This is a genomic window from Actinomadura fibrosa, assembly GCF_900659615.1.
GTDB lineage: Bacteria > Actinomycetota > Actinomycetes > Streptosporangiales > Streptosporangiaceae > Spirillospora > Spirillospora fibrosa.
Genome location: NZ_CAACUY010000030.1, coordinates 1 through 26,052 on the forward strand (window position 1 = coordinate 1; position 26,052 = coordinate 26,052).

Sequence of the window (26,052 nt, forward strand, 5' to 3'; positions counted from 1 at the left end):
GGGAGTTCAGACGTGTGCTCTTCCGATCTCCCGGCGCGCCGCCGAGGCCGGGGCCGCCCGCGGGCACCGGGCCGGTGGTCGCGGGCCGGTTCCGGGGCCGGGCGGAGGCGCGCAGGAACGACACCACGCAGGCCACGATGATGCCGATGGCGATGCCGATGAGCAGGTTCTGCGGCAGCTTGCTGGCGGTCGGCGCCGACGGGTCGGCGTTGTCGAGGAACTGGACGCCGTCGTTGGTCTTGGAGCGCGACGACAGCAGCCCGCTCTCCTCCGCCTGGAGCTTGGTGAGCTGCGTGCTCAGCAGCCGGTACGAGCGGCTCCCCGCCTGGGCGACCTCCAGCTCCCCGGTGACCTTCTTCTCCAGGGCCTGGATGTTCTTGATCTGCGCGTCCAGCTTGCTGACGTTCGTGGAGACCGTGACCTCCTGGTAGGCCTGGAGGACCGCGTTGGCGATCACCGCGGCCTCGGCCATGCTGGCGCCCTTCGCGGTGACGATCACGACGCCGCCGTCCGGCTTGCTGGAGGTCTGGACCCGGCCGCGGAGCTGCTCGCCGGTCAGCTTCGGACCGCGCTTGTCGCGGACGATCTCGGCGGCGCGGGCCATCACGGGCGTGGAGCCGGCGAACGCCGCGCGCTGCGCGGTGTAGGTGGCGTAGCCCTGCCCGGAGACGACGCCCATCCGCAGCACGTTGTTGTTGTTCGTCGGGTCGGTGACGGCGAACCGGGCCGTGGCGGTCGCGCCGCTGAACAGGATCTGGGTCGCCGCGATCGAGGCGAGCGCGCAGGCCAGCACGATGAGGAACGACATCAGCCGGTAGCGCCATACGGCCTCGACGAGGCTGATCTCCGGGGTGACGGGGGTCTGTGCTGTCATCGTGTGCTCGAAGTCCTCAAGAGGGCGGGGACAGGGTCGCGTGGGCGGGTGCGGCGAGGCGGCGGACGGCCTCCCGGAGCTCGGAGTGGTAGCGGTCCTTGCCGAACCGGCGTGCGGCGTCGTCGCGGGCCCGCTTGGCCATGGCCAGCGCGCCGTCCCAGTCGTCCAGCAGGCGGGCGATGCCGTCCGCGAGGGCGGCCGGGTCGTCCGGGGGGACGAGGACGCCGTTCTCGCCGTCCTCGACGATCTCGACGAGCCCCTGGGTGGCGCTGGCGACGACCGGCCGGCCGGCGAGCATCGCCTCGACCGCGACGTTACCGAAGGGTTCGACGCGCGAGGGGACGATCGCGATGTCCGCCTCGGCGAACGACTCCCAGACCGAGGGGCGGAAACCCGCGAAGACCACCCCCTCGTCGTCGCCCGCCATGGTCCGCAGCTCCTCCTCGAACCACTCGTACCCCGGGAAGATCGCTCCGACCAGGGTCAGGGACGCATCGTACCCGCGCTCGCGCAGCAGCCGGACGGCCTTCACCGCGACGTCCGACCCCTTGCGCGGGGACAGCCGCCCTACGAGCGCGATGCGGGCGGGCGGGCCCGGCTCGGCGCGCGGCGGGACGGTCCGGGCGGGCTCCTCGACGCCGTTGTAGACGATCTGGGCGCCGCGTCCGGCGCCGCCGAGCGCGGCGGCGCTGGCCCGGCTGTTCACGACGACCGTCCGCGCGAGCCGCAGCGGCGCCGACAGCGCGGCGCGCACGGGGCCGGGCACGCCGTCCTCGGCCTCGTGGACGTGGCACAGCGCGGGCACGCGGGCGAGCCGCGCCGCGATCAGCCACAGCGGGATGGTGACCGTGTTCACATAGAGGACGGCGGCCCGCTCGCGGCGGAGCAGCCGCCACGCCCGGGGCAGCGCACGCGCCGCGGCGAACGCGAGCCGCACGAGCCCGAACGGCGACATGTACGCCTTGCGCAGCACGGGGACGGGCAGGACCACGATCTCGGCGCCGGCTTCCCGGAGCGCCTGCGAGAGCGGCCCGTCGGCGGGTAGCGTCACGACGACCCGCCAGTCCGGGACGAGCGCCCGGACCGACTCGACCAGCATCCGGTCGGAGCCGTAGAGATCGGGCGACGGATGCGCGAGCACCACCGCGGACCTCGCGCCTCGTTCGGCCACTTGCCCTCCTTCTGGCTTTCCCGACACCCTGGATACCAATCTCCCGCAACCTTCAGATTAACTCTCGTTTACCGTCAAGACGCGCAGTACCGCTTCCGCGTAACCTGTGCGAGCCGAAAGCAAAAGGGCGCGTATAGAGGCTGGGGGTAACGGGTGCGCATCGCCATGGTAGGGACTCGCGGAGTGCCGGCACGCTACGGCGGCTTCGAGACGGCGGTGGAGGAGATCGGCAAACGGCTCGCCGCGCGCGGGCACGAGGTCACCGTCTACTGCCGCGGCGAGCGTCACCCCGAGCCGGAGTACCTGGGGATGCGGCTGGTCTACCTTCCCGCCATCGAGAAGAAGGTGGCCGAGACGCTCAGCCACACCGGGCTGTCGGTGCTGCACGCGTTCCGCGGCAAGATCGCCCGTGAGGGCGCGGACGTGGCGCTCGTGTTCAACGCCGCGAACGCGCCGCTGCTGCCGGTGCTGCGCACGCTCCGGATCCCGGTGGCCACGCACGTCGACGGCCTGGAGTGGAAGCGCACCAAGTGGAGCGGGGCGGGCCAGCGCTACTACCGCGCCGCCGAGGCGCTCGCCGTCCGCTGGTCGGACGCGCTGATCGCCGACGCCGTCGGCATCCAGGACTACTACCGCGAGCGGTTCGGCGCGGAGTCGGTGTTCATCCCCTACGGCGCGCCGATCCTGAACGGCACCGACACCGCGAAGCTGGTGGAGGCGGGGTACGAGCCGGGCGGGTTCCATCTCGTCGTCGCGCGGTTCGAGCCCGAGAACCACGTGCACGTGGCGGTGGAGGGCTACCGCGCGAGCCGGGCGGTCAAGCCGCTGGTCGTGGTCGGCTCGGCGCCGTACGCCGACGCGTACACGGCGCGGGTCAAGGAGCTGGCGGGCGACGACCCGCGGATCTCCTTCCTCGGCGGCGTGTGGGACCAGGACCTCCTGGACGCGCTGTACGCGGGCGCGCTGACCTACGTCCACGGGCACTCGGTGGGCGGGACGAACCCGTCGCTGCTGCGCGCGATGGGCGCCGGCGCGTCGGTGCTGGCGTACGACGTCAACTTCAACCGCGAGGTGCTCGGCGACGAGGCGGGCCGGTACTTCGCCGACGCCGCGGAGCTCGCCACGCGGATCGAGGAGGCGGAGGCCAACCCGGGCGCCGCCGCCGACCGGGGCGACGCGGCGCGCAAGCGGGCCGCGGAGCGCTACGTCTGGGACGACGTCGCGCTCGCCTACGAGCGGCTGTGCTCCGACCTGGCCGAACGCCGCCTCACCCGGAAGACCGTCCGGGCGAAGTGACCACATCCGGCCACGCGTTCGTCCGGCCCCGGGCGGGCGGCAACATCCTGGTCCCGACCGGTTCGCGGCGCGGCGCGCTGGCCGGCGTGTCGCTGCTCACCCGGTCGCGGACGCCCGCGGTGACCGCGCAGTGGCTGCTGTTCGGCGCGGTCGCGGTGGCGGGCCCCCGGGTCATCCCCGGCACCCGCGTCGGCGGCGAGCCGCCCGGCGGCGCGGCGCTGTGGCAGGCGCTCTCCTCCCGGGTCGGGCCGTTCGACGGCCTCGCCCTCTACGAGCGGCCGCAGGGCTCACGGACCGGCGTCGCGGCCGTCCTGCTGCATCGCGGCAGGCCGGCCGGCTTCCTCAAGGTGCGCGACGAGCCCGACACGCTGGACCGCGAGGTCCGGGCGCTGTCGGCGTTCCCCGGCGGCCAGGCCGCGGGGTTCCGCGTCCCGAAGGTGCTCGACCGGGACGAGACGCACGGGTCGCACTGGATGCTCATCGAGGCGATGCCGCCGCGCCCGGCCCGGCCGCTGCGCGGGACGGTGCTCGCGGTGCTCGTCGCGCAGATCCAGCGGCGGCTCGCGGTGGTCGTCCCGCGCCCGCCGGGCACCCCGGACCACTGGCTGCCCATGCACGGCGACCTGACGGTGTGGAACCTGCGCCGGTGCGGCGCCGGGCTGCCGTGGCTGATCGACTGGGAGGACGCCCGCTGGGCGCCGCCCGGCGCCGACCGCGTCTACTACGAGGCGACGCACACCGCCGTGTTCGGGCGCCCGCCCGCGTCCCGCGAGCTGACGGGCCCGGCGGAGGCGGTGCTGTTCTGGACGCGGCAGGTGGAGCGGCGGCCGGCCGCCGACCGCGACGCGCCCTTCAACGCCCGGCTGCGCGCCGCCCTGCGGGCCATGTGCCCGGCCGCCTGACCACGGCCCCCGCCACGCGCCTGCCCCCCGCTCAACCGGCCCTCAACGCGACGCGCGCCCCGGTGGACGAACCACCGGGGCGCGCGTTTCGGCGTCGTACGGGCCGGTCAGCCCACCGAGTTGGAGGCCGCGCTGGTGACCGTGTTGCCCAGCGGGTCCTTCACGCGGACCTTGTAGGTGTGCTCGCCCGCGGGCGCGGCCGAGTCGGTGAAGCTCAGCGTCGGCCGGTCCCAGAAGGACGAGCTCTCCGTGACGGTGCCGATCGCGGTGGTGCCGCCGTCGCGCAGGACCTCGTAGGTCAGCTTGGCGTTGTCCATGTCCCAGGTGGCCTTCCAGGACACCTTGTTGCCCCGGGACCCGAACTGCCGGGACGCGGACGGCGCGGCGAGGTCGGCGGCGACCGGGCCGGTCTTGTTCGTCGCCGCGGACTTGACCGCGAACCGGACGAGGCCCTGCTGCGCCTTGCCGTTCACCTTGGGGAACTCCCCGCCGAGCGCGACGTAGGTCGCGTTGCCCGTGACGGCCCAGGCGGCCTGGTACTGCTTGGTGAACGTCCCCTGCGCGAGGGTCGGGAACCAGTGCAGCAGGCTCGGGACCGGCTGGTTGCGGTAGTTGCTGCGCGACCCCGGGAGCGACTTGTCGCGGCCGGTGGCGACCTTGGTCTCGGCGAGCGTCCGGTGCCAGGTCTGCGGCGTGCTCTCCGGGAAGGCGCCGAGCGAGGAGCAGTCGTGCGCGTGGGAGACGCTGTAGAGGGCGTCGCCCTGCGCGAACACGCCGTAGGTGGCGCCGTAGCAGTTGTCCAGCCAGACGAGCTCGCCGTCGGCGGCCTTGGCGGCGAACCGGCCGTCGAACCAGTGGTAGCCCTCGCCGTCCGCGGCGCCGTAGACGACGTCGCCCGAGACGGTGAGATCCGTCACGTAGGAGTAGCGGGTGCTGCTCTGCTTCGTCGGGATCGGCTTGCTGGTCCACGTCGCGGACGCGCCGTTGGTGGCGTTGACCGCGCCGATGCCGACGTGCTGGGCGCCGTTCAGCTTCTGGAACCGGCCGCCGACGAGCACGCGCTTGCCGCCCGGGGCGAGCGCGAGCGCGAAGACCTCGTCGTCGTCCGCGGTCGGCTTCCAGGTGTCGATGGTGGCGCCGTTGCTCGCCTTCACCGCCGCGAGCCGCGTCCGCGACTTGCCGTTGACGCTGAAGAAGTTGCCGCCGATGTACACCGTGGAGTTGGTCGCGGCGATGCCGCGGACCTTGTTGCTGACCTTCGGCGCGAACCCGGCGACGAGCTTGCCGGTCGCGGTGTCGAACGCGGCGAGGCGGCTGTGCGCCTTGCCGTCCACGGTGGTGAACTCGCCGCCGACGTAGACGCGCTTGCCGTCGGGCGAGGCGACGATGCGCAGGCCCTGGCCGTTCAGCGAGTGCGCGAAGGACGTGATGAGGTTCCCGGTCCGGATGTCGAACGCGAGGATGTTCTTGCGGGCGACCTCCTTGGAGCTGCCCACGGCCGTGCCGGGCGGGCGCGCCTTGGTGAAGTTGCCCGTCGCGTAGACGGTGTTCCCCACGGTCACCATGCTCCAGACGACGCCGTCCACCTGCCAGGTCGGCAGCGGGTCGGCGCTCACCGTCGCGGGCGTGCCCGATGCCGGCGCGGTGTCCGCCTCCGCGGTCACGGCCGGCATGAAAGACGCGCCCGCGAGCGTGAGGGTGGCGGCGGCCGCCAGGCCGACGCGCACGCTCGTCCGGCGCTGTCGCATAAGAGCTCTCACGAGTCGGATCCCCTGCCCATAAGCCCCTTGTGACCCGAACGGTCACTCCGGTCCCGAGATCCTAGTGGGTGCACTCTTCGTCGCATCGGGCGCCTTATGAAATCGTGACCGAATTCCGGTACGGCGGGCACACCCTGTACTGGTAGGCAAGTGTCACTGATCGGTCGAAGAAAAACGCCCCGCGGTGTAAACCGCGGGGCGTTTTCATGCGTCGGCCGTGTCAGCCGGTCGCGCGGACCGCCGTCAGGTCGTCCACCGACACCACGACGGGCGCGTTGGTGGCGTTGCCGGCCAGGTACGCCCGCACGCCCACCGAACCGGCCGTCTGGAGCCCGGCGGTCGCGTCGGTGCCGGTGAGCTGCCAGTCGGCGGGCTCGGTGGCGCCGTCCGCCCACACCTTGGCCTTCAGCGTGGTCGGCGCGGCGCCCGTGACCTGGACGCGCAGGTGCAGCGGCGTCCCCGGCGCGTACGTCAGCCCCTGCACGGTCTGCTCCGTGCCGATGGCCGTCTCCGCGTTGCTGGCGTCGGTGCGGCTGAGCTGGAACGACACCACGCCGGACGGGCGGAGCCTGACCCGCGCCCGGTACTCGCCCGCCCCGGAGACGCGCCGTCCGGCGGCCCAGACGTAGACGCCGTTGCCGGTGCCCTCCTTGTCGGTCGCCAGCGTGAGCGTGAGGTCGCTGCCGCCGGCGGAGACGCCGTTCAGGTAGTTGCCGGCGCTGGCGGTGGTCGACCCGAGCGTGATCCGCCCGGCGCCGCCGGAGACCGACGTCGCACCGGCCGCGCCGACGCTGGTCCAGGCCCCGCCGGTGTCGGCCGTCCCGAAGCCGCTCGCGACGGTCCGGCCGAACGCGTCCGCGGCGAGCGTCGTGGACGTCGCCGTGACGGTGCGCGTCACCGTGTTCGTCACGCCCCGGTCGTCGGTCACCGTCAGCTTGACGGTGTAGTCGCCGGCGGTGGCGTAGGTGTGGGACGGCTTGGCGCCGGTGCCGGTCTGCCCGTCCCCGAAGTCCCACGCGTAGGCGGCGACGGTGCCGTCGTCCGTGGAGCCGGAGCCGTCGAACGCGCAGGCGAGCTGGTCGCAGGACGAGGTGAACGCGGCCACCGGGGGCTGGTTCGGCTGGACCGTCCCCTTGCCGAGCCCGTAGTGGCGGGCGGCCTCGGCCGCGGACAGTGCCCGTGGGTAGACGGCCACCTCGTCCAGCGTGCCGTTGAGGAAGTTGCTCGTCGGCTTGTTCGTCCAGCCGCTGAGGTTGTCGCCGCCGACCCGCCAGTAGCCCGAGTAGGCCTGCGCGGACTTCACGGTGGCGTCGGCCGCCACCTGCTGCCCGTCGACGAACAGCTTGAGGCCGGCGTCGGCGTCGAGCGTCCCGACGACGTGGTGCCACTGGCCGTTGTTCAGCCCGGTGCCGCTCTGGATCGTCTTGACCGAGCCCGGGTACACGCCGAAGACGGCCCGCCCGTCGTTGGTCAGGTAGAGCTGGCGGTCGTAGCTGGAGCTGAGGCCCGTCGCGGAGTTGCCGTAGCCGATGATCTTTCCGCCGCTGGTCGAGGTGGTCTTCACCCACGCCTCGACGGAGAAGGTCTGCGGCGCGGCCGCCGAGCCGCTGCCGGACGTCCCGTTCGAGGTGCCGTTGAACGTCACGGCGCGGTCGGCGTCACCCGTGACCGCTCCCGCCTGGCCGCGGGTCGTCCCGCTGCCGAGCGTGAGGTCGTTGCTGCCCGCGTAGTCGTAGGCGGGTCCGCTGCTCTCGCCGAGGCGCCAGTAGGCGCTCGGGCCGTCCGCGGAGATCTCCCCGGAGTACGGGCCGGGCGTGCCGCTGCCGCTCGGTGTGACCGAGTTCGACGCGGCGCTGGTGGCGGCGTTGCCGGCCGCGTCCACCGCCCGGACCTTGTAAGTGTGGGCCGTGCCTCCCGGCGCGGACTTGTCGTAGAACACCGCGCTCGGCTTGCTCCAGAAGGTGGAGGTCTTGGTCACGGTGCCGACCGGCGTGGTGCCGCCGTCCCGCAGCACCTCGTACTTCAGGGACGCGTTGTCCATGTCCCAGGTGGTGCTCCAGGCCAGGCGGACGCTGCCGTCGCCGAGGCTCGTCGCGACGGGGGTGCCGATCTCGTCGCTCTCCGGGCCGACCTTGTTCGGTGCGGCGTCCTTCGTCGCGAACCGGACGAGGCCCTGCTGCGCCTTGCCGTTCACCCGGGGGAACTCACCGCCGAGGGCGACGTACTTGTCGTTGCCGGTGACCGCCCAGGCCGCCTGGTACTGCCCGGTGAAGCTGCCCTGGGAGAGGGTGGGGAACCAGTGCAGCAGGCTCGGGATGGGCTGCCCGCTGTAGTTGCTGTTCGACCCGGGGGCGGCCTTGTCGGTGCCGGTGGGGTAGGTCGTCTCGGCGAGCGTGCGGTGCCAGGTCTGGGGCGAGGTCTCGGGGAACGCGCCGAGGGAGGCGCAGTCGTGCGCGTGGGAGACGCTGTACACCGACTGGCCCTGGACGAACATGCCGTACGTGGCGCCGTAGCAGTTGTCGAGCCACACCAGGTCGCCGGTGCCGGCCTTGGCGGCGAACCGGCCGTCGAACCAGTGGTAGCCCTCGCCGTCGGCCGCGCCGTACACGGTGTCGCCGGAGACGAACAGGTCCGTGACGTAGGAGTAGTTGCTGCTGCTCGCCTTCTTCGGGATCGGCTTGCTGCTCCAGGGGGCGGACGCGCCGGTGGTCGCGTCGACCGCGCCGATCCCCACCTGCGCGGCGCCGTTCAAAGTCTGGAACCGCCCGCCGACGAGGACGCGGGAGCCGCCCGGCGCGAGCGCCAGCGCGAACACCTCGTCGTCGTCCGCCGTGGGCTTCCAGGTGTCGATGTTCGACCCGTCGGCGGCCTTCACGGCCGCGAGCCGCGTCCGCGACTTGCCGTTGACGTTGAAGAAGTTGCCGCCCAGGTAGACGGTCGTGTCCGTCGCGGCGATGCCCCGGACCTTGGCGGACACCGACGGCGCGAACGAGGTGCTCAGCGCGCCGGTCGCGGTGTCGAAGGCCGCGACGTGGTCGCGGGCCTGCCCGTCCACCTCGGTGAACTCGCCGCCGACGTACACGCGCTTGCCGTCGGGCGAGGCGACGATCCGCAGGCCCTGGCCGTTCAGCGCGTGGTCGAACGAGGTGACGAGGCCGCCGGTGGTGAGGTCGAACGCCAGGATGTTCTGGCGGGCGACCTCCTGCGCGTCCCCTTCGGCCGTGCCGGGCGGGCGCGCCTTCGTGAAGCTGCCGGTCGCGTAGACGGTGTTCCCGACCGTCGCCATGCTCCAGACGACGCCGTTGACCTGCCAGGTCGGCAGCGGGTCGGCGCTCACCGTCGCGGGCGTCCCGGACGGCGGGTCGGTGTCGGCTCCGGCCGGCGCGGCGGGCAGGGCGGAGGTGCCGAGCAGCGCCGCCGACAGCGCGGCGAGGACCGCCACCGCCGTTCTGCGGACGCGCGGCACGCGCGGGTGCGAAAGTACGAGTCTCACTGGGTGGTTCCCCTGACCATCAAGCCCCCGTGGCCCCCACGGTCACGGAAGTAAAGGCAGAGTAACCGAGTGGCAATGTCTACACTGGGCTCCTCCCGCTTGACATTCCAGGAATCCGCCCCTTCAGGACGAAACAAGGAGAGAAGCCGCATGTCCCATCGGGGAGCGCGCCCGGCCAGGTTCTTCGTCGCGACGGGCGCGGCGCTCGCCCTCGCGCTCGCGGCCGCCGGCTGCTCGGGCGGGGGGAAGAAGGCCGAGGGCAAGGGCACCCCGCCCCCGCCGCCGAGCGCGCAGCCGGAGTCCGAGGCCAACGCCGCGCCCGGCTCGCTGACCCTGAAGTCCACGACGGGGCTGCGCAAGCCGGTCACCTACAGCGACAAGGTCACCGTGGCGATCAGCGACATCCGCTACGTCAAGACCAAGGGCCAGGGGCCCGGCGAGGTCGCCGGCAAGACCCTCACGATCTTCACGCTGCGCTTCACCAACGGCTCGGCGCAGCCGCTCGACCTCAACAAGGTCCGGGTCATCGCCCGGTACGCCCCGAAGGGCGCCGAGGCCAGCCCGACGTCCTACGCGAACATCAACGACTTCTACGGGACGGTCGCGGCGGGCAAGCAGCGGTCCGCGTCCTACGCCTTCGACCTGCCCACGACGGGCTACAAGTCGGTCGTCGTCGGCGTCAGCTTCGACAGCAAGCACAAGACCGCGCTGTTCGCCGGCTCCCTGCACCACTGAGGGAATGCCCTACGGGAGTGGCCGTGCGGGTTTCGCGTGGGTACGGTCAATGACTGACGGTTTCCCGGGGGTGAAGGGTCACGCCATGTCGTACAGCTCGCACCGGACCCTGATCGTCAGAGTCCTCGCTCTGCCGGTGATCGCCGGCGTCGGGTTCCTCGGCTGGCACCTCCCGCTGACCCACGACGGCCCGCCCGCCCCCGCCGCGCCTCCCGGCCCGCCCGGCGCCGCGGCCGTCGGCACCACGTCCTACAAGGTCCCGGACCACGCCCTCTTCGTGTCCCCCTCGGGCCGCGACGGGGCGAAGGGCACGAAGAAGGACCCGCTGCGGACGGTCGGCAAGGCGATCGCGAAGGCCCGCTCCAAGGACACGGTCGTCCTGCGCGGGGGCGTCTACCACGAGACCGTGACCGTCCCGGCGGGCAAGCGGCTGACGATCCAGGCGTACCCGCGCGAGGCCGTCTGGTTCGACGGCAGCTCGCCCGTCACCGGCTGGACGCAGCAGGGCGGCGCCTGGGTGAAGGACGGCTGGACCACCAGGTTCGACGCCAGCCCCACCTACACCGCCGGGGCCCCGGAGAGCGGCGACGAGGACTTCCGGTTCGTCTCCCCCGACCACCCCATGGCCGCGCACCCCGACCAGCTCTGGGTGGACGGCGCCGCGCAGCGGCAGGTGAGGTCGCGGGACGGCGTCGAGAACGGCGCCTTCCACGTCGACGAGGGCGCGAAGCGGCTGTCCCTGGGCACCGACCCGCGCGGGCACGACGTCCGCGCGAGCACGCTCGCCGAGGCGATCACGATCCGCGGCGAGGGCTCGCGGCTCCGCGGGATCGGCGTGCGGCGCTACGCGACCTCGCTGCCCCAGATGGGCAGCGTGAAGGTCGCCGCCCCCGGCGTCACCGTCGAGAACGTCGTGGTGAACGACTCGTCCACGACCGGGCTGAGCGTCCTCGCCGCGCACGCGCGCGTACGGAGCGTCACCACGCAGCGCAACGGCCTGCTCGGCATCCACGCCAACTACGCCGACGACCTGCGCGTGGAGTCGTCCCGGAGCACCGGCAACAACGTCGAGCGGTTCAAGTACTCGCCGGTGTCGGGCGGCGTGAAGGTCACCCGGTCGCGGAAGGTCGCCGTGGTCGGCAGCGTCGTCGCCGACAACCTCGGCAAGGGCGTCTGGATGGACGAGTCCGTCTACGACATCACGCTCACCGGCGACCGGATCCTCCGCAACGCCGACCACGGCGTGGCGCTGGAGCTGAGCGCCAAGGCCGTGGTCGCGGGCAACATCGTCACCGGCAACCAGGGCGACGGCCTGAAGGTCAACGACACCTCCGACGTGCAGATCTGGAACAACACGCTGGCCGGGAACGGCCGCACGGTCCACCTCGTCCAGGACCGGCGCCGCCGCGACGACCCCGCGACGCCCGGGCGCGACCCCCGCCAGAAGGGCGCCGACCCGGCCATGACCTGGCGGATCGGCCGGATCACCGTCAGCAACAACACGCTCGCCGACCCCCGCCCCGGCACGCCCTGCCTGCTGTGCGTGGAGGACGCGACCGGGGAGCGCTCGGCCGGGCAGATGAACCTGTCCGTCAACGGCAACCTCTACGTCCGCCCGCCCGAGGGCGGCGGTGACGGCGGCGAGGCGCTCGTCCTGTGGCGGAAGCCGTCCGGACCGGTCTCTTACTCCGACCTTGACCGGTTCCGGTCAGCGACCGGCCAGGAGGCGCGCGGCCAGTCCTCCGCCTCCGCCGCCGCGGCCGATGGCGAGGGCGCCCTCGAACGGAGGGTCGAGGGCGGCGCCGACGCGAACACCGCGCTGCCGCTGCCCGGGTTCGTCGCGAAGCTCCTCGGCAAGCCCGAAGGCGCCCGCCATGTGGGCGCCTGGCACGTCTGAGGTCTGTCTTCAGGGACGGGTCCAGGGGAAGGTGCGGCCCAGGAGGGCCTCCAGGTCGGCGTTGAACGGGGCGTAGTGCTCGGCCAGGCTCCGCCGCGTCTCCGGCTTCAGGTCCTGGCTCGGCGCGGCGTTCCAGACCCGGGTCGCGGACGGCGGCAGCGGCGCGGGCGGCAGCCCGAGGAAGGCCGCCACCTCGTCGCAGCTCCGCTGCGGGTCGGCGTAGAACTCCTCGGCCGCCAGCACCTTGATCCGCTCGGCGGGGAAGTGCGCCATCCAGCGCCGCAGGTGCGGCGCGTACTCGCCCTGGGCCCGGTAGGACTGCTGCTCGTGCGCGTAGCTGCGGTAGCCGGTGCCGGCCGCGACGCGCTCGGCCTCCCCGGCCAGGCGGCCGGGCTCGGCGGCGAGGGCGTCCTCGAACGAGGCGAGCTCCTCGGCGTGCTGCCTGCGCCGCTCGCGGTAGTGCGAGAACGCGCGCTCGACCGGGTCGCGGAGGATGAGCAGGATCCTGGCGTGCGGGACGTCGCGCCCCGCGCGCTCCGCCGCGAGCGGATGGAACAGGTAGTAGGGCGAGCCCTCCCCCACCTTCCGCGACCGGCGGCGGGCGGCCGCCGGGAAGTGCGACCTGTACCACGCCCGGCCGCGGTCGTAGTGGGAGTCGAAGTAGTGGACGCCCTTGGTGTCGTTCGCCTTGGGCAGCAGCCGCGCGCCCGGGAACAGCGGCATGATCCCGGGATGCCCGAGTAGCGTGTAGTACAGCGAGGTCGAGCCTCCTCGCTTCGCGCCGATCAGCAGGAAGTCGGGGTCGGGGCGCAGCGGGGCCGTGCCCATCCCGTACCCCCGGATCGCCGTGCGGCCCGCGGCGATCACCGGCCCGGGCAGCGTCGCGGTTATCACCTCGCCAGGCTAGGGCCCCGCCCGCCGCCCTTATCCTGGGTTTCGTTTTTTCCCGCGCCAGGAGCCGTCATGACCGTGAAGGGCCTGTTCCCCCGCCGGGCGCCCGCACCGCCGAGCGCCGGCCGGTGGACGCTCGCGCTGCCGCTCGCGCTCATGCTCGCCAGCGACTACAAGCTGCGCAGCAGGGAGGTCGACCAGGCCGTCGGCGGCAGCGCCGACCTCACGGTGCTGGTGGAGGTCGCCGTCTACGGCATGGCCGCCATGTACCTCGTGTACCTGTTCGGGCTGCGGCCCCCGACCCGCCGCACGACGGGCCTGCTCTTCGCCGCCTGGGCGTTCTGCGGGTACGTCGCCTTCTCCGCGCTGTGGTCGCCGTTCAAGTCCCTGGGCGTCGTGCGCGGCGCCCAGCTCCTGATCACGATGTTCGTGGCGCACACGCTGGCGACCCGGGCAACCCCCGCCGACCTGCGCCGGCTGGCCCACGTGTTCATCGTGATCGTGCTCGGCTCGGTCGCGATCGGCGTCGCCCATCCGTTCCCGCGCACCTCGCACACCGAGGACCGCTTCAACTGGCTGTACGTCCACCCCGTGATCGCGGGCGTGTACCTCGGGCTCGCGGTGCTGCTCACGATCGGCTACCTGATCCGCTGGACGACCCCCCGCGACCGGCTCTGGCACCCGGCCGTCTACGCCGGGGCCCTGCTCGTCCTCACCGGCGCCCTGGTCGCCACCGGCACGCGCGGCGCGGCGCTCGGCTGCGCGGCGGGGCTGATCGTCCTGCTGGCCACCGCGCGGGGCCCGCGGGGCCGGGTGGACGTGGTGGTCCTGGGCGCCGCCGTCGCCGTCCTCGGCGTCCTCGGCTTCTCCGACAGGATCCTGGCGTTCGTGGAGCGCGGCGAGACGGCCGAGAAGCTGGCCTCGCTCAACTCCCGCACCGAGCTGTGGTCGCTGGCGATGAAGGCGTACGCGGAGTCCCCGATCTTCGGCCGCGGCCTCGGGGCGTCGCGCGGGCTGTTCCTGGACGACATCGGCCTCGGCGGCGGGCACAACGCGTTCATCAACGCGCTGGTGGACAACGGCGCGGTCGGCGCCGGGCTGTTCGCGGCGCTGCTGCTGACGCTCGGGTTCGTGCTGCTGCTGCTCGCCCGGCACCGGGAGCTGCGGGCCGACGCGGGGATGCTGCTCGGCGTCCTCGGCTTCTTCCTGGCCGACAGCATGACCACCGAGGGGCTGGCGGCCCCCGCCAACGTCTCCGGCATCTGGCTGCTGCTGCTCGTCGCCTGGACCGAGGTCCTGCGGCGCCGCGGCGGCGTTCACATGGACGCGGCCCCGGCCGCAGCGGGCTCGGCCATCGCCGGTCCCGCCGCCGCGGGCTCAGCCGTGCCGACGGCGGCCCCGCAGGTAGAGGACGCCGCTCACCACTCCTAGCAGGACCAGCCCGGCGAGGGCCCCGGTGCCGATCAGCCCGCCGGGCGGCCCCGAGTCGGACGGAAGCGAGACCGGCGACTGGTCGGCGACGGGCGTCGAACCGGCCGACGGCGCCCCGCCCGCCGAGGCCGTGCCGGTCACGGCGGGCAGGTCGACGACGCGGAACATCGGCCGCGTCCCCGGGTCGGCGATCACGACGCGCCTGCCGTCCGGCGCGACCGCGAACGCGGAGCCGCCCATCTTCACCGCCGTCCGGACGACCTGGGTGACCTTCTCCCTGATCCCTCCCAGGACCCGCACGTCCCGCGGGGTCTTGAGGATCACGCGGCCGTCGCGCGCGAACTCCCCGCCGCGGACGGGGAAGGTCAGCGTCCGGAGCCGGGTGAGGGCGTTCTGCTGCGGCCCGAGGACGCCCGGGAGCGCGAACACCCCGGCGGCCGTCGGGTCCTTGGTGATGATGTAGACGCGGCTCTCCGCCGGGTCCGCGAGCAGCGCGCCGCCCAGGTGGCCGCCGTCCGGGTACTTCAACCTGAACGACTTGACCTGGAGCGCGCCCGACGCCAGCGCGGCGGGCTCGGCGACCCGGTGCAGGGTGAGGCTCCCGGCGCGGCCCTGGTCGAGGTCGCCGACGAACAGCCCCGGCTCGCCCGAGCCGTTCTTGACGATCGTGATGGCGTTCAGGCGCGCACCGGTCACGGCGGGGAAGGTGTAGGACGCGCGAGTGCGGCCGCGGGCGTCCAGGGCGAACAGCATCGGACGCCCGGACGCGGTGCCGATCGTCCACCAGATGTCGGGGTGGCGGACGCCCGCGACGAGCCCCGCGGGAACGGCGAGCCGCGGGTCGGCCGGGCGGAACGCCGCCGTCGCGGAGGCGGTGCTGGTGACGGCGGGACGCGGTGTGGGCGCCCGGTTCCCTTCGACCTGGGCGCCCGCGGCGGCCGCCGAGGCCGTCAGGACCACGAGCGTCACCGCCGCGCTGCCTGCGGCGGCGAGCGCACTGGGGTGGTGTGCTCTCACAGTGTGACGTCCATCTCTGCCGGGGGCCGTGTGGCATTCTTGCGCATGTGGATCCACTCGGCATCAAAGGTACTTACTTGTTCACCCCTCCCGTGCACGGTGACCAGCGGGGGTCCTTCCATGAGTGGTTCCGGGGCGACCTGGTGCGCGAACGGCTCGGGCACGACCTGAGCCTGGCGCAGGCGAACTGCTCGGTGTCGTCCCGGGGGGTGCTCCGCGGCGTCCACTTCGCCGACGTACCGCCGGGGCAGGCGAAGTACATCACGTGCCTGCGGGGCGCGATCATGGACGTCGTCGTCGACCTGCGCGTCGGCTCGCCGACCTTCGCCCAGTGGGAGCTCGTCCGGCTGGACGACGAGTCCAGGGCCTGCCTCTACATCGCCGAGGGCATCGGGCACGGTTTCATGGCGCTCACCGACGAGGCCACCACGATCTACCTCTGCTCGGAGCCGTACGCGCCGGCCCGCGAGCACGGCATCCACCCGCTCGACCCCGAGGTGGGCATCGAGTGGCCGCGGGACGTCGACCCCGTCCTGTCGGACAAGGACGCGAAGGCCCCGACCCTGGAGGAGGCGCACGCCTCCGGCCTCCTCCCGGACTACCAGGAGTGCCTCGACTACTACGCGAAGCTCGCCGGCCGCGGCTGAGCCGTCGCCCGGCCCGCGCGGTACGGGCCGCCGCCGGGGGCTCCTAGGACGCCCAGGCGGCGCGCAGGGCAGGCCAGGCGGCATGGAGGGCGTTCCGCCAGTCGCGCATCGGGGCCAGGCCCGCCTCCGCCCACCGCCCGTGCCCGAGGACGCTGAACGCCGGCCGGGCGGCGGGCCGCCGGAACCGCCCGCTCGTCGTCGGCCGCACCCGCTCCGGGTCGAGGCCGAGCAGCGCGAACACCTCGCGCGCCAGCCCGTACCAGGACGTGGACCCGCCGTTCGTCCCGTGGTACACCCCGGGCGGCGCCGCCGAGGCCGCCAGCGCGACGAGCCGGTCGGCGAGGTCGCCCGTCCAGGTGGGCTGCCCGACCTGGTCGTCGACGACCTCGACCGAGTCGCGCTCGCCCGCCAGCCGCGCCATCGTCCGGACGAAGCTGCCGCCGTGCGCGCCGTACAGCCACTCGGTCCGCACCACGTAGCCGCGCTCGTAGCCGAGGACGGCCCGCTCCCCCACGAGCTTCGTGCGCCCGTAGGCGTTGATCGGGCCGACCGGGGCGTCCTCCGGGTAGGGGTCGCGGGCCGTCCCGTCCAGGACGTAGTCGGTGGAGACGTGGACCAGCCGCGCGCCGACCTCGGCGCAGCCCGCGGCGAGCGACTCGACGGCGGTGCCGTTGACGGCGAGCGCCTCGTCCTCGTGCGCCTCGGCGTCGTCGACGGCCGTCCAGGCCGCGCAGTTCACGACGACGGACGGGCGGTGCCGCCGCAGCGCGTCCCGCACCGCGGCGGCGTCGGTCAGGTCCAGCTCGTCCCGGCGTGGCGCGAGGACGTCCCCGCCGACCGAGGCGGGGTCCTCCTTGAGGCGCGCGAGGAGGTCGGTTCCGAGCATCCCGCCGGAACCGGTGACGAGCCAGGTCACTTCGCGTCCTCCGTGCGCTTCCGGAGCGGCTCCCACCACGCGCGGTTCTCCGCGTACCAGCGGACGGTCTCGGCGAGGCCCTCCTCGAACGGCACCTGCGGCGCGTACCCGAGCGCCCGGAGCCGGGCGTCGGACAGCGAGTAGCGGCGGTCGTGGCCCTTGCGGTCCTCGACGCGCTCGACCCGGTCCCAGCCGGCGCCGAGCGCGTCCAGCAGGCACTGGGTCAGCTCCAGGTTCGTCAGCTCCGCCGTGCCCGCGATGTGGTAGACCTCACCCGGCTCGCCGCGCTCGGCCGCGACCTGGATGCCGCGGCAGTGGTCGGCCACGTGGATCCAGTCGCGGACGTTCCCGCCGTCGCCGTACAGCGGGACGGTCCGCCCGTCCATCAGGTTGGTGACGAACAGCGGGATGACCTTCTCCGGGTACTGGTACGGCCCGTAGTTGTTGCCGCAGCGCGTGATGCTGACCGGCAGGCCGTGGGTCCGGGCGTACGCGCGGGCGATCATGTCGCCGCCGGCCTTGGCCGCCGAGTACGGCGAGTTGGGGGCGAGCGGGGCGTCCTCGTCCCAGGACCCCTCGTCCACGCTCCCGTACACCTCGTCCGTGGACACCTGGACGACGCGGGGCGTGCCCGCGTCCAGGCACGCCTGCATCAGCGTCTGGACGCCGAGGACGTTGGTCCGCACGAACTCGCCCGCGCTGGCGATCGAGCGGTCCACGTGCGACTCGGCCGCGAAGTTCAGCACCACGTCGTGGCCGGGCACGACCTCGGCGAGCAGCTCCGCGTCGCACACGTCGCCGTGCACGAACGTGAAGCCGCCCTCGGCGGGCTCCAGGTTGGCGAGGTTGCCCGCGTAGGTGAGCTTGTCGAGGACGGTGACCTCGGCGCCCGCCCAGGACGGGTACGCGCCGACCACCAGCTCGCGCACGTAGTGCGAGCCGATGAACCCGGCGCCGCCGGTGACGAGGACCTTGGGGGCGCGGGTCTCGGTGGCGCTCATTTGTTGATCTGCACTTTGCTGTGGTCTCCCAGTACGAGCCGGTGCGCCTTCGGCACCCGGGGGGCGGGCGTGACCTCCGCCTCGCGGCCGATCAGCGAGCACTCGATGCGCCCGACGCCGTCGATGGACGCGCCGCGCAGCACGATGGAGTACTCGATCTCGCTGTCGATGACGGCGCAGTCCTCGTCGATGGAGGTGAACGGGCCGATGTAGGACTCGCGGACGACCGAGCCCGCCCCGATGATCGCCGGGCCGACCACGCGGGACCCGGCGACCCGGGCGCCCGGCTCCACGACCACCCGGCCGATCAGCTCGCTCACCGCGTCGACCTCGCCCTCCACGCGCGGTTCGACGCCTTCGAGCACGAGCCGGTTGACCTCCAGCATGTCGGTGACGTTGCCGGTGTCCTTCCAGTAGCCGCTGATCACCGTGGAGTCGACCCGGTGCCCCGCGTCGATCAGCCACTGGATCGCGTCGGTGATCTCCAGCTCGTTGCGGCGGGACGGCTTCAGCTCCGCGACGGCCGCGTGCACCGCCGGGCTGAACAGGTACACGCCGACGAGCGCGAGGTCGCTCTTCGGGAACTCCGGCTTCTCCTCCAGCGCGACGACGCGGCCGTCGCCGTCCAGCTCCGCGACGCCGAACGCGCGCGGGTCCGACACCTTCGTCAGCATGATCTGGGCCTGCGGCCGCTCCGCCCGGAACCGCTCGACCAGGCCGTCGATGCCGCCGACGACGAAGTTGTCGCCCAGGTACATGACGAAGTCGTCGTCGCCGAGGTACTCGCGGGCGATCAGCACGGCGTGGGCGAGGCCGCGCGGCGCGTCCTGCGGGAGGTATGTCACGTCGAGGCCGAACGCCGACCCGTCGCCGACGGCCCGGCGGATCTCGGGGGCGGTGTCGCCCACGACGATGCCGACCTCGCGGATCCCCGCGTCCCGGATCGCCTCCAGCCCGTAGAACAGCACCGGCTTGTTCGCGACCGGCACGAGCTGCTTCGCCGACGTGTGCGTGATCGGCCGGAGCCGGGACCCGGCGCCGCCCGCGAGGACGAGGGCCTTCACAGGGCCCCCGGAATGCTCTGACCAGGGTGGACGCGGTGGTTCAAGGGGACTCCAGGGGGTGCCGGTGCTGCCGGGGGATCGACTCCCGACATTACCGGCACCCGCTCGCAGCGGAGTCCAGCTCGGCCGGCACCGGCCCGCCCCGTCCGGCAGTGGCCGGTTCCGCCGGCGGGACGGCGGCGGTGCCGCTCGGTCCGCTAGCGCGCGCCCGTGATCATCCCGGCGCCGACGGTGTTGTTCGTCGCCTCGTCGATGAGGATGAACCCGCCGGTGAGCCGGTTGCGGCCGTAGTCGTCGACGAACAGCGGCTGCGTGACCCGCAGCGAGACCCGGCCGATCTCGTTCAGCCCGAGCGAGGCGGCCTCCTCGTCGCGGTGCAGGGTGTTGACGTCCAGCCGGTAGTGCAGGTCCTTCACCATCGCCTTGGCGGTCCGCGTCGTGTGCTTGATCACCAGCTTGGTGCGCGGGGCCAGCGTCCGGTCCGGGGTCATCCAGCACACCATCGCGTCGAGGTCCTGGGCGGCCTCGGGCCGGTTGTGCGGACGGGCGATCATGTCGCCGCGGGAGATGTCGATGTCGTCCGCCAGCCGGAGCGTGACCGACATCGGCGGGAACGCCTCCCCCACCGGCCCGTGCGGCCCGTCGATCGCGGTGATCGTCGTCGTCAGCCCGGACGGCAGGTGCACCACCTCGTCGCCCGGCTTCAGCACTCCGCCCGCGACCTGCCCCGCGTAGCCGCGGTAGTCGTGCAGCTCCGGGTCGGTGGAGGCGTGCGGCCGGATCACGTACTGCACCGGGAACCGCACGTCGATCAGGTTGCGGTCGGACGCGATGTGGACGTGCTCCAGGTGGTGCAGCAGCGACGAGCCCTCGTACCAGGGCATGTTCACGCTCCGCTCGACGACGTTGTCGCCGTGCAGCGCCGAGATCGGGACGAAGGTGAGGTCGGTCACCTCCAGCTTGGAAGCGAACGCCGTGAACTCGTCCACGATCTGCTCGTACGCGGCCCGCTCGTAGCCGACCAGGTCCATCTTGTTGACCGCCACCACCAGGTGCGGGACCTGGAGCAGCGTCGTCAGGAACGCGTGCCGCCGGGACTGCTCCAGGATGCCCTTGCGCGCGTCCACCAGGATGATCGCCAGGTCGGCGGTGGACGCCCCGGTCACCATGTTGCGCGTGTACTGGATGTGGCCGGGGGTGTCGGCGATGATGAACTTGCGCCGCGGCGTCGCGAAGTAGCGGTAGGCCACGTCGATCGTGATGCCCTGCTCCCGCTCGGCCCGCAGGCCGTCGGTCAGCAGCGCCAGGTTCGTGTACTCCTCGCCGCGGTCGGCGCTCGTCCGCTCCACCGACTCCAGCTGGTCCTCGAAGATCGACTTCGAGTCGTACAGCAGCCGCCCGATCAGCGTCGACTTGCCGTCGTCGACGCTCCCGGCGGTGGCGAACCGCAGGATGTCCATCTGGTGCGCCGCGCGCGCGGGGTTCGCGGCCGGCGTCTCCTCGGGGGCGGCCATCAGAAGTAGCCCTCCTTCTTGCGGTCCTCCATGGCGGCCTCGCTGGCCCGGTCGTCGGCGCGGGTCTGCCCCCGCTCGGTGATCCGCGTCGCCGCGATCTCCTCGATCACCTGCTCCAGCGTCGCCGCGGACGACTTGACCGCGCCCGTGCAGGACGCGTCCCCGACCGTCCGGTACCGCACCGTCGCCTCGAAGGCGGGCTCGTCGTCGCCCCGGTTCGCGTACGGCAGGTCGGCCAGCAGCATCCCGTCCCGCTCGAACACCCTCCGGGTGTGCGCGAAGTAGATCGGCGGGAGCTCCAGCTCCTCGCGCCGGACGTAGTCCCAGATGTCCAGCTCCGTCCAGTTGGACAGGGGGAACACCCGCACGTGCTCGCCGCGCGTGATCCGGGTGTTGTACAGGTTCCACAGCTCGGGCCGCTGGTTCTTCGGGTCCCACTGGCCGAACTCGTCGCGGAAGGACACCACCCGCTCCTTGGCGCGGGCCTTCTCCTCGTCGCGCCGGGCCCCGCCGAACGCCGCGTCGAACCCGTGCTCCTCGATCGCGTCCAGCAGCGTGGTCGTCTGGAGGCGGTTGCGGGACGCGCGGCGGCCCTTCTCCTCCACCACGCGGCCGCTGTCGATCGAGTCCTGGACGGACGCGACCACCAGCCGCACCCCGAGCTCGGCGACCCGCCGGTCGCGGTACTCGATCACCTCGGGGAAGTTGTGGCCGGTGTCGACGTGCATCACCGGGAACGGGATCGGGGCGGGCGCGAACGCCTTCTGGGCGAGGCGCAGCATCACGATGCTGTCCTTGCCGCCCGAGAACAGCAGCACCGGCCGCTCGAACTCGGCCGCCACCTCCCGGATGATATGGATCGACTCCGATTCGAGGACGTCTAGCTGCGACAGCAGGTAATCACAACGCTGCATGGTCTGGGACTCTCTCCACGCTGGTTCGGCAGATGTACCGGTGGCAGGGACGGGCGGCGCCTTCCACCGGTCTGGAACGTCGGCTCACCGGGTTCTCATCCCGCCCGGTCGGGGCCGGGTCATTCCGGCGGTACGGCGCCCACGTCCCGGATGCCGGTCAGCAGCGTCGGTGCCGACACGGGATGGCACACCAGGATATCCGGCAGGAGGGGGTCCTTCCGGTTGTAGGCGAGCGGCGCTCCATCGATCCGCGAGGCGTGGGCCCCGGCGGCGAGCGCCACCGCGGCGGGCGCGGCCGAGTCCCACTCGTACTGGCCGCCCGCGTGGACGTAGGCGTCGACCTCGCCGAGCAGCACCGCGGAGATCTTCGCGCCCGCCGACCCGATCGGCACCAGCTCGACGTCGACGCCCCGGCCCGCTTCCCCGGAACCGCCCGGGCCGCCCGGGCCGTCCGCGCCGCCGCCCGAGCCGCCGCCCGCGCCGAGGCGCTCGGCCATCAGCCGGACGAACTCCGGCGGCCGCGTCCGGCTCACCGCGATGCGCAGCTTCCCCGCGTCGGGCGCCGGGACGTGCAGCGGCACCTCGCGCGGCTGGTCCGGCCCGGAGGTCACCGGGTCCGGCTCACCCGCCTCGCCGCGGACGAGCAGCGCCCCGCCCGCCGCGGACGTCCGGAGCACCAGCCCCTGCGCCGGGAGCGCCACGGCGCCGGCGGCCAGCCGGCCGCCGCCGTCCGGCAGCCGCTCCCACAGCGCCACGTGGACGGCCCAGTCGCGGCGGCCCTCCTCGGAGAACTCGCGGGTCCCGTCCAGCGGGTCGACGATCCACACGCGCCCGGCGGTGAGCCGCTCGGCGTCGGCGGTGTTGCCGGTCGGGGCCCGGTCGGCGCCGCGGGCGCGCTTGCCCGCCGCCGCGGAGCGGCCTTCTTCGGAGAGGACGGCGTCGCCCGGACAGCGCTCCGCCAGCGCCGCCATGAGGTACTCGTGCGCCCGCAGGTCGCCGGTGTCCTTCAGGGCCCGCGCGTCGGCGAACCCCACCTCGTCACGAACGCCCAGCAGCAGGCGCCCCGCCGCGCCGGCGAGCTCGCCCGCCAGCGCGTGGTCGTCCGCCACCGCTCTCTCCGTCATGTCCTGATCACATTCCCGACTCGGCTGGTCTGCTCGGTCTACATTCTCATGCCTGGCCGATGCCGGCCCATGCCGGGTGACGAAGACCACGGGAGGATCGCCCGGCTCCGCCGGGGGTCCGCGGGTGTCAGTACGCGGTCAGTACGCGCCGGAGCCGCGGAAGACGGCGGACCACGTCTTCCACATGATCTGGAGGTCGAGCGCCAGCGACCAGTTGTCCACGTACCGCAGGTCGAGCCGGACCGACTCCTCCCACGTCAGGTCGGACCGGCCGCTCACCTGCCAGAGCCCCGTCAGGCCCGGCTTCACGACCAGCCTGCGGTAGACGTCGCCGCCGTACTGCGCGACCTCCTCCGGCAGCGGCGGCCGCGGCCCGACCAGCGACATGTCGCCGCGCACGACGTTGAACAGCTGCGGCAGCTCGTCCAGCGAGTAGCGGCGCAGCCAGCGCCCGACCCGGGTGACCCGCGGGTCCTCCCGGATCTTGAAGAGCGCGCCGTCGGTCTCGTTGCGCTCCAGCAGCGCCTTCTTGCGGGCCTCCGCGTCCCGCACCATCGTGCGGAACTTGTAGACGGTGAACTCGCGGCCGCCGCGCCCCACGCGGACCTGCCGGAACATCACCGGGCCCGCGCTCGTCGCCTTGATCAGCACCGCGACGACCGCCAGCAGCGGGCTCAGCAGCACCAGCCCGGCCAGCGCGGCCGTCCGGTCGAACAGCCCCTTGAGGATCTTGCGGCCGCCGTCGAGCTCCGGGTGCTCCACGTGCAGCAGCGGCAGCCCCGACACCGGCCGGATCGAGATGCGCGGGCCCGTCACGTCCATGAGCGCGGGCGCGACCACGAGCTCGACGTCGTCGCGCTCGATCTGCCACGCCAGCCGCCGCAGCGCCACCCCGTCCATCTCCGGGCAGGCGAGCACGGCGACCGAGTCGGCGCCGATCCGGTCGGCGACCGCCGCGGCCTGGCTGAAGTCGCCCAGCACCGGGACGCCCTCGACCTCGGCGACCGCGTCGTCGCCCGCCGCCAGCGCGGGCGGGAGGCACACCGCCGCGATGTCCATCCCGTGGTAGCGCTTCTGCCGCAGCAGCCGGATCAGGTCGGCGACGGACGTGCGGTGGCCCACCGCGACCACCCGCCGCATGCACTCCCCGTTCCACCGCTTGCGGTGCAGCCACTTGCGCAGCCGGTAGCGGGCGACGAGGTCGAGGAACGTGCCGAGCGGCATCGCCATCACGACGTAGCCGCGCGCCACCTCCGTCTTCGTGGCGTAGGCGAGGATCGCGAGCGAGGCCATGAAGATGAACCCCGCGCGCAGGACCCGGTGGAACTCCTCGTAGCCGACGCCGATGTAGCGCGGCTGGTACGCCCGGCACAGCATCAGCACGGGCAGCCACAGCACCGGCAGCGCCACCGTCAGCACCACGTACGGCACGGTCGGGTCGTTCGGGACGCCCGGGAAGCGCAGCACGAAGGCGATCACGCCGGCGGCGAGCATGCTGAAGAAGTCGAGCCCGCCCGCGAGCCGGCGGTACCATCCGCTCCAGTTCTGGGACGGGGAGCGGCCCGGTTCGGGGCGGATCGATGACTCGGTGAGAACCTTGTCAACGACGGCCATACGCCCTCACCAATCCCTGTAACGCGTGCCCCGGAAAGCTCGATCCACCACGAAGACGGCTGAACGGTGCCTGAGGTTCACAAACATCCTGAACCTCGTTTGTGATGCATCCTACGAGCGCCGCCCACGGTTCGCGCGCCTGAGAGTCACATCACGGCAACGCCATGATGCCCTTCCTCCGGCGGCGGCGTCCGGCCGATGCGGCGGCTCAGGTGGCGTGGTAGGTGTTCTGCGCCGCGGCGAGTCCGCCGGCGATGACCGCCTCGACCGCGTCCGCGGCCCGCTCGACCTCCAGATCGAGGTCCTTGCGCTCGGCGGCGGAGAAGTCCTTCAGGACGAACGCGGCCGCGTCCATCCGTCCCGGCGGGCGGCCCACGCCGAACCGGACCCGCAGGTACTCCCTGTCGCCCAGCGACTTGGTGATCGACCGCAGGCCGTTGTGGCCGTTGTCACCGCCGCCCTGCTTGAGCCGCACCGCCCCGAACGGGATGTCCAGCTCGTCGTGGACGACGATGAGCCGCTCGACGGGCGCCTTGTAGAAGTCGCGCAGCGCCTTCACCGGGCCGCCCGACTCGTTCATGTACGTGCGGGGCTTCGCCAGCACGGCGCGCGCGCCCGCCAGCCGCCCCTCCAGGACGTCCGAGCGGGACCGGTGCGACTTGAACCTCCCGCCGGCCCGGGCCGCGAGGACGTCGAGCACCATGAAGCCCGCGTTGTGCCGGTTGCCGGCGTACGACGGGCCGGGGTTGCCGAGACCGACCACGAGCCAGAGGTCCGTGCTCACCAGAACTCCTCCATCGACACCGGCCACCCTGTCGGCGGCCCTTCACGGGAACGGCCCCCGCCGGTGCGCGCACCTGCGGGGGCCGTGGAGAACCGTGCGGCCGTCCGGGCCGCGGCGGTCACTCGCCGGCGGGCTCGCCCTCGCCCTCGGCGGACTCGCCCTCGGCCTGCTCGCCCTCGGCGGCGTCGTCGGCGGGCTCGGTGGAGACGGTCGCGTCGACGATCTGCGCGATCAGCGTCTCCTCGTCGGCGGCGAGCGTCGTGCCCGACGGCAGCTTCAGGTCCTTCGCGAGCACCTGGCTGTCGATCTCCAGCCCGCTGATGTCGAGGTCGACGGACTCGGGGATGTGGGTGGCCTCGGCCTCGATCGAGATCTGCACCTCGGTCTGGACGAGCCGGCCGCCCGCGACCACGTCGCCGACGATGTTCACGGGCAGGTCGACGGTGACCTTCTCGCCGCGCTTCACCAGCAGCAGGTCGACGTGCTCCAGGAAGCCCTTGATCGGGTCGCGCTGCACGTCCTTCGGCAGCGCCAGCGACGCGCCGCCGCCGAGCCCGTCGATGGTGAGCAGCACGTTGGGGGTCTTGAGCGCGAGCATCAGCTCGTGGCCGGGCAGCGAGATGTGCTGGGGGTCGGTGCCGTGGCCGTAGAGGACGGCGGGCACCTTGCCGGCCCGGCGGGTGCGCCGCGCGGCACCCTTACCGAACTCGGTGCGCGGCTCGGCGGCGATGCGTACCTCGGACACGGCGAAAACTCCTCGTTTGTTGCGATCCACGGCCGTCCGGCATGGACGTCCGCTACGGACAGAGCGAATCAGGCGATGCTCGATGCGTCAGGCGCCTCGAAGATTCTTTGCGTTCCCCGGGGAGTGCGGGCCGGTGTACCGGCACCGTACTGAACGACCCGAGGCATACGCGGATTCCAGAAGTCTAGCCGATGACCGCAATGCGAAACGCCAACGGGCCCGTCCCGGACGGCTCTCGCGCACCGGACGCGCGCGTGCCCGG

At 72.9% G+C, this 26,052-nt stretch carries 21 protein-coding genes; 6 read left to right on the forward strand and 15 right to left on the reverse strand.

Annotation, left to right across the window (positions count from 1 at the left end; all coding sequences use genetic code 11):
* Together E1300_RS54330 and E1300_RS13555 are read right to left on the reverse strand one after the other, a co-directional pair.
* Positions 1-874 (reverse strand): YveK family protein (locus E1300_RS54330; RefSeq protein ID WP_131757338.1); only part of this gene is annotated, 874 nt, incomplete at its 3' end.
* Between the two features lie 16 nt (positions 875-890).
* A complete protein-coding gene (locus E1300_RS13555; RefSeq protein ID WP_242619135.1) occupies positions 891-2,045 on the reverse strand; it encodes a glycosyltransferase family 4 protein in 1,155 nt (384 codons plus the stop codon).
* Positions 2,046-2,228: 183 nt separating this feature from the next.
* On the opposite strand from E1300_RS13555, the gene E1300_RS13560 reads away from it, so the two are divergent.
* A complete protein-coding gene (locus tag E1300_RS13560) occupies positions 2,229-3,341 on the forward strand; it encodes a glycosyltransferase (RefSeq protein ID WP_207399703.1) in 1,113 nt (370 codons plus the stop codon).
* Complete coding sequence (locus tag E1300_RS13565; RefSeq protein WP_131757340.1) at positions 3,338-4,243, forward strand: phosphotransferase; 906 nt, start codon at positions 3,338-3,340, stop codon at positions 4,241-4,243. The genes E1300_RS13560 and E1300_RS13565 overlap by 4 nt, the downstream gene beginning before the upstream one ends.
* A gap of 107 nt (positions 4,244-4,350) precedes the next feature.
* Here E1300_RS13565 and E1300_RS13570 read toward each other — a convergent pair whose 3' ends face one another.
* A complete protein-coding gene (locus E1300_RS13570) occupies positions 4,351-5,991 on the reverse strand; it encodes a hypothetical protein (protein ID WP_131757341.1) in 1,641 nt (546 codons plus the stop codon).
* Between the two features lie 232 nt (positions 5,992-6,223).
* The gene (locus E1300_RS52415; RefSeq protein ID WP_131757342.1) at positions 6,224-9,496 is read right to left on the reverse strand and encodes a LamG-like jellyroll fold domain-containing protein; all 3,273 of its coding nucleotides are present in this window, start codon (positions 9,494-9,496) and stop codon (positions 6,224-6,226) included.
* A gap of 150 nt (positions 9,497-9,646) precedes the next feature.
* Between E1300_RS52415 and E1300_RS13580 the strand changes: the two genes are divergently transcribed.
* Positions 9,647-10,231 carry a hypothetical protein gene (locus E1300_RS13580; RefSeq protein ID WP_131757343.1) on the forward strand — a complete coding sequence of 195 codons (585 nt, stop codon included), beginning with the start codon at positions 9,647-9,649 and terminating at the stop codon, positions 10,229-10,231.
* Between the two features lie 85 nt (positions 10,232-10,316).
* Complete coding sequence (locus E1300_RS13585; RefSeq protein ID WP_165502821.1) at positions 10,317-12,128, forward strand: right-handed parallel beta-helix repeat-containing protein; 1,812 nt, start codon at positions 10,317-10,319, stop codon at positions 12,126-12,128.
* Between the two features lie 9 nt (positions 12,129-12,137).
* On the opposite strand, the gene E1300_RS13590 is transcribed toward E1300_RS13585, so the two are convergent.
* Positions 12,138-13,022, reverse strand: coding sequence for a sulfotransferase domain-containing protein (locus tag E1300_RS13590; RefSeq protein WP_131757345.1), 885 nt, complete (start codon positions 13,020-13,022; stop codon positions 12,138-12,140).
* 69 nt (positions 13,023-13,091) lie between these two features.
* Here E1300_RS13590 and E1300_RS13595 point away from each other — a divergent pair, with 69 nt between their 5' ends.
* Positions 13,092-14,450, forward strand: coding sequence for an O-antigen ligase family protein (locus E1300_RS13595; protein ID WP_131757346.1), 1,359 nt, complete (start codon positions 13,092-13,094; stop codon positions 14,448-14,450).
* Here E1300_RS13595 and E1300_RS13600 read toward each other — a convergent pair.
* On the reverse strand, positions 14,397-15,467 hold the full coding sequence (locus tag E1300_RS13600; RefSeq protein ID WP_131757347.1) for a hypothetical protein: 1,071 nt from the start codon (positions 15,465-15,467) through the stop codon (positions 14,397-14,399). The two genes, E1300_RS13595 and E1300_RS13600, sit on opposite strands and share 54 nt — an antisense overlap.
* Positions 15,468-15,514: 47 nt before the next feature.
* Here E1300_RS13600 and rfbC point away from each other — a divergent pair, with 47 nt between their 5' ends.
* A complete protein-coding gene (gene rfbC / locus E1300_RS13605; RefSeq protein WP_131757348.1) occupies positions 15,515-16,114 on the forward strand; it encodes a dTDP-4-dehydrorhamnose 3,5-epimerase in 600 nt (199 codons plus the stop codon).
* Positions 16,115-16,157: 43 nt separating this feature from the next.
* Here the strand turns inward: rfbC and rfbD are convergent, their stop codons facing one another.
* From rfbD to E1300_RS13650, 9 genes are all read right to left on the reverse strand, one after another.
* Complete coding sequence (gene rfbD, locus E1300_RS13610; RefSeq protein ID WP_131757349.1) at positions 16,158-17,030, reverse strand: dTDP-4-dehydrorhamnose reductase; 873 nt, start codon at positions 17,028-17,030, stop codon at positions 16,158-16,160.
* Complete coding sequence (rfbB, locus tag E1300_RS13615) at positions 17,027-18,031, reverse strand: dTDP-glucose 4,6-dehydratase (RefSeq protein ID WP_131757350.1); 1,005 nt, start codon at positions 18,029-18,031, stop codon at positions 17,027-17,029. The genes rfbD and rfbB overlap by 4 nt, the downstream gene beginning before the upstream one ends.
* Positions 18,028-19,095 (reverse strand): glucose-1-phosphate thymidylyltransferase, encoded by a 1,068-nt coding sequence (locus E1300_RS13620; protein ID WP_131757351.1) that lies wholly within the window; start codon positions 19,093-19,095, stop codon positions 18,028-18,030. The genes rfbB and E1300_RS13620 overlap by 4 nt, the downstream gene beginning before the upstream one ends.
* Positions 19,096-19,292: 197 nt before the next feature.
* On the reverse strand, positions 19,293-20,555 hold the full coding sequence (locus E1300_RS13625; RefSeq protein ID WP_131757384.1) for a sulfate adenylyltransferase subunit 1: 1,263 nt from the start codon (positions 20,553-20,555) through the stop codon (positions 19,293-19,295).
* Between the two features lie 53 nt (positions 20,556-20,608).
* Positions 20,609-21,523, reverse strand: coding sequence for a sulfate adenylyltransferase subunit CysD (gene cysD / locus E1300_RS13630; protein WP_131757352.1), 915 nt, complete (start codon positions 21,521-21,523; stop codon positions 20,609-20,611).
* Positions 21,524-21,642: 119 nt separating this feature from the next.
* Positions 21,643-22,647 (reverse strand): inositol monophosphatase family protein, encoded by a 1,005-nt coding sequence (locus tag E1300_RS13635; protein WP_131757353.1) that lies wholly within the window; start codon positions 22,645-22,647, stop codon positions 21,643-21,645.
* A 138-nt stretch (positions 22,648-22,785) separates the two neighbouring features.
* A complete protein-coding gene (locus E1300_RS13640) occupies positions 22,786-24,261 on the reverse strand; it encodes a sugar transferase (RefSeq protein ID WP_131757354.1) in 1,476 nt (491 codons plus the stop codon).
* Between the two features lie 208 nt (positions 24,262-24,469).
* The gene (gene pth / locus E1300_RS13645; RefSeq protein WP_207399710.1) at positions 24,470-25,048 is read right to left on the reverse strand and encodes an aminoacyl-tRNA hydrolase; all 579 of its coding nucleotides are present in this window, start codon (positions 25,046-25,048) and stop codon (positions 24,470-24,472) included.
* 115 nt (positions 25,049-25,163) lie between these two features.
* A complete protein-coding gene (locus E1300_RS13650; RefSeq protein ID WP_131757356.1) occupies positions 25,164-25,790 on the reverse strand; it encodes a 50S ribosomal protein L25/general stress protein Ctc in 627 nt (208 codons plus the stop codon).
* Positions 25,791-26,052: the final 262 nt, after the last annotated feature.

Bases quoted from the DNA above. Each gene is read 5' to 3' on its own strand.
- E1300_RS13570 (WP_131757341.1), bottom strand. From the start codon at position 5,991: ATGCGACAGCGCCGGACGAGCGTGCGCGTCGGCCTGGCGGCCGCCGCC.
- E1300_RS13580 (WP_131757343.1), top strand. From the start codon at position 9,647: ATGTCCCATCGGGGAGCGCGCCCGGCCAGGTTCTTCGTCGCGACGGGC.
- E1300_RS13585 (WP_165502821.1), top strand. From the start codon at position 10,317: ATGTCGTACAGCTCGCACCGGACCCTGATCGTCAGAGTCCTCGCTCTG.
- E1300_RS13595 (WP_131757346.1), top strand. From the start codon at position 13,092: ATGACCGTGAAGGGCCTGTTCCCCCGCCGGGCGCCCGCACCGCCGAGC.
- rfbB (WP_131757350.1), bottom strand. From the start codon at position 18,031: ATGAGCGCCACCGAGACCCGCGCCCCCAAGGTCCTCGTCACCGGCGGC.
- E1300_RS13625 (WP_131757384.1), bottom strand. From the start codon at position 20,555: ATGGACATCCTGCGGTTCGCCACCGCCGGGAGCGTCGACGACGGCAAG.
- cysD (WP_131757352.1), bottom strand. From the start codon at position 21,523: ATGCAGCGTTGTGATTACCTGCTGTCGCAGCTAGACGTCCTCGAATCG.
- E1300_RS13635 (WP_131757353.1), bottom strand. From the start codon at position 22,647: ATGACGGAGAGAGCGGTGGCGGACGACCACGCGCTGGCGGGCGAGCTC.
- E1300_RS13640 (WP_131757354.1), bottom strand. From the start codon at position 24,261: ATGGCCGTCGTTGACAAGGTTCTCACCGAGTCATCGATCCGCCCCGAA.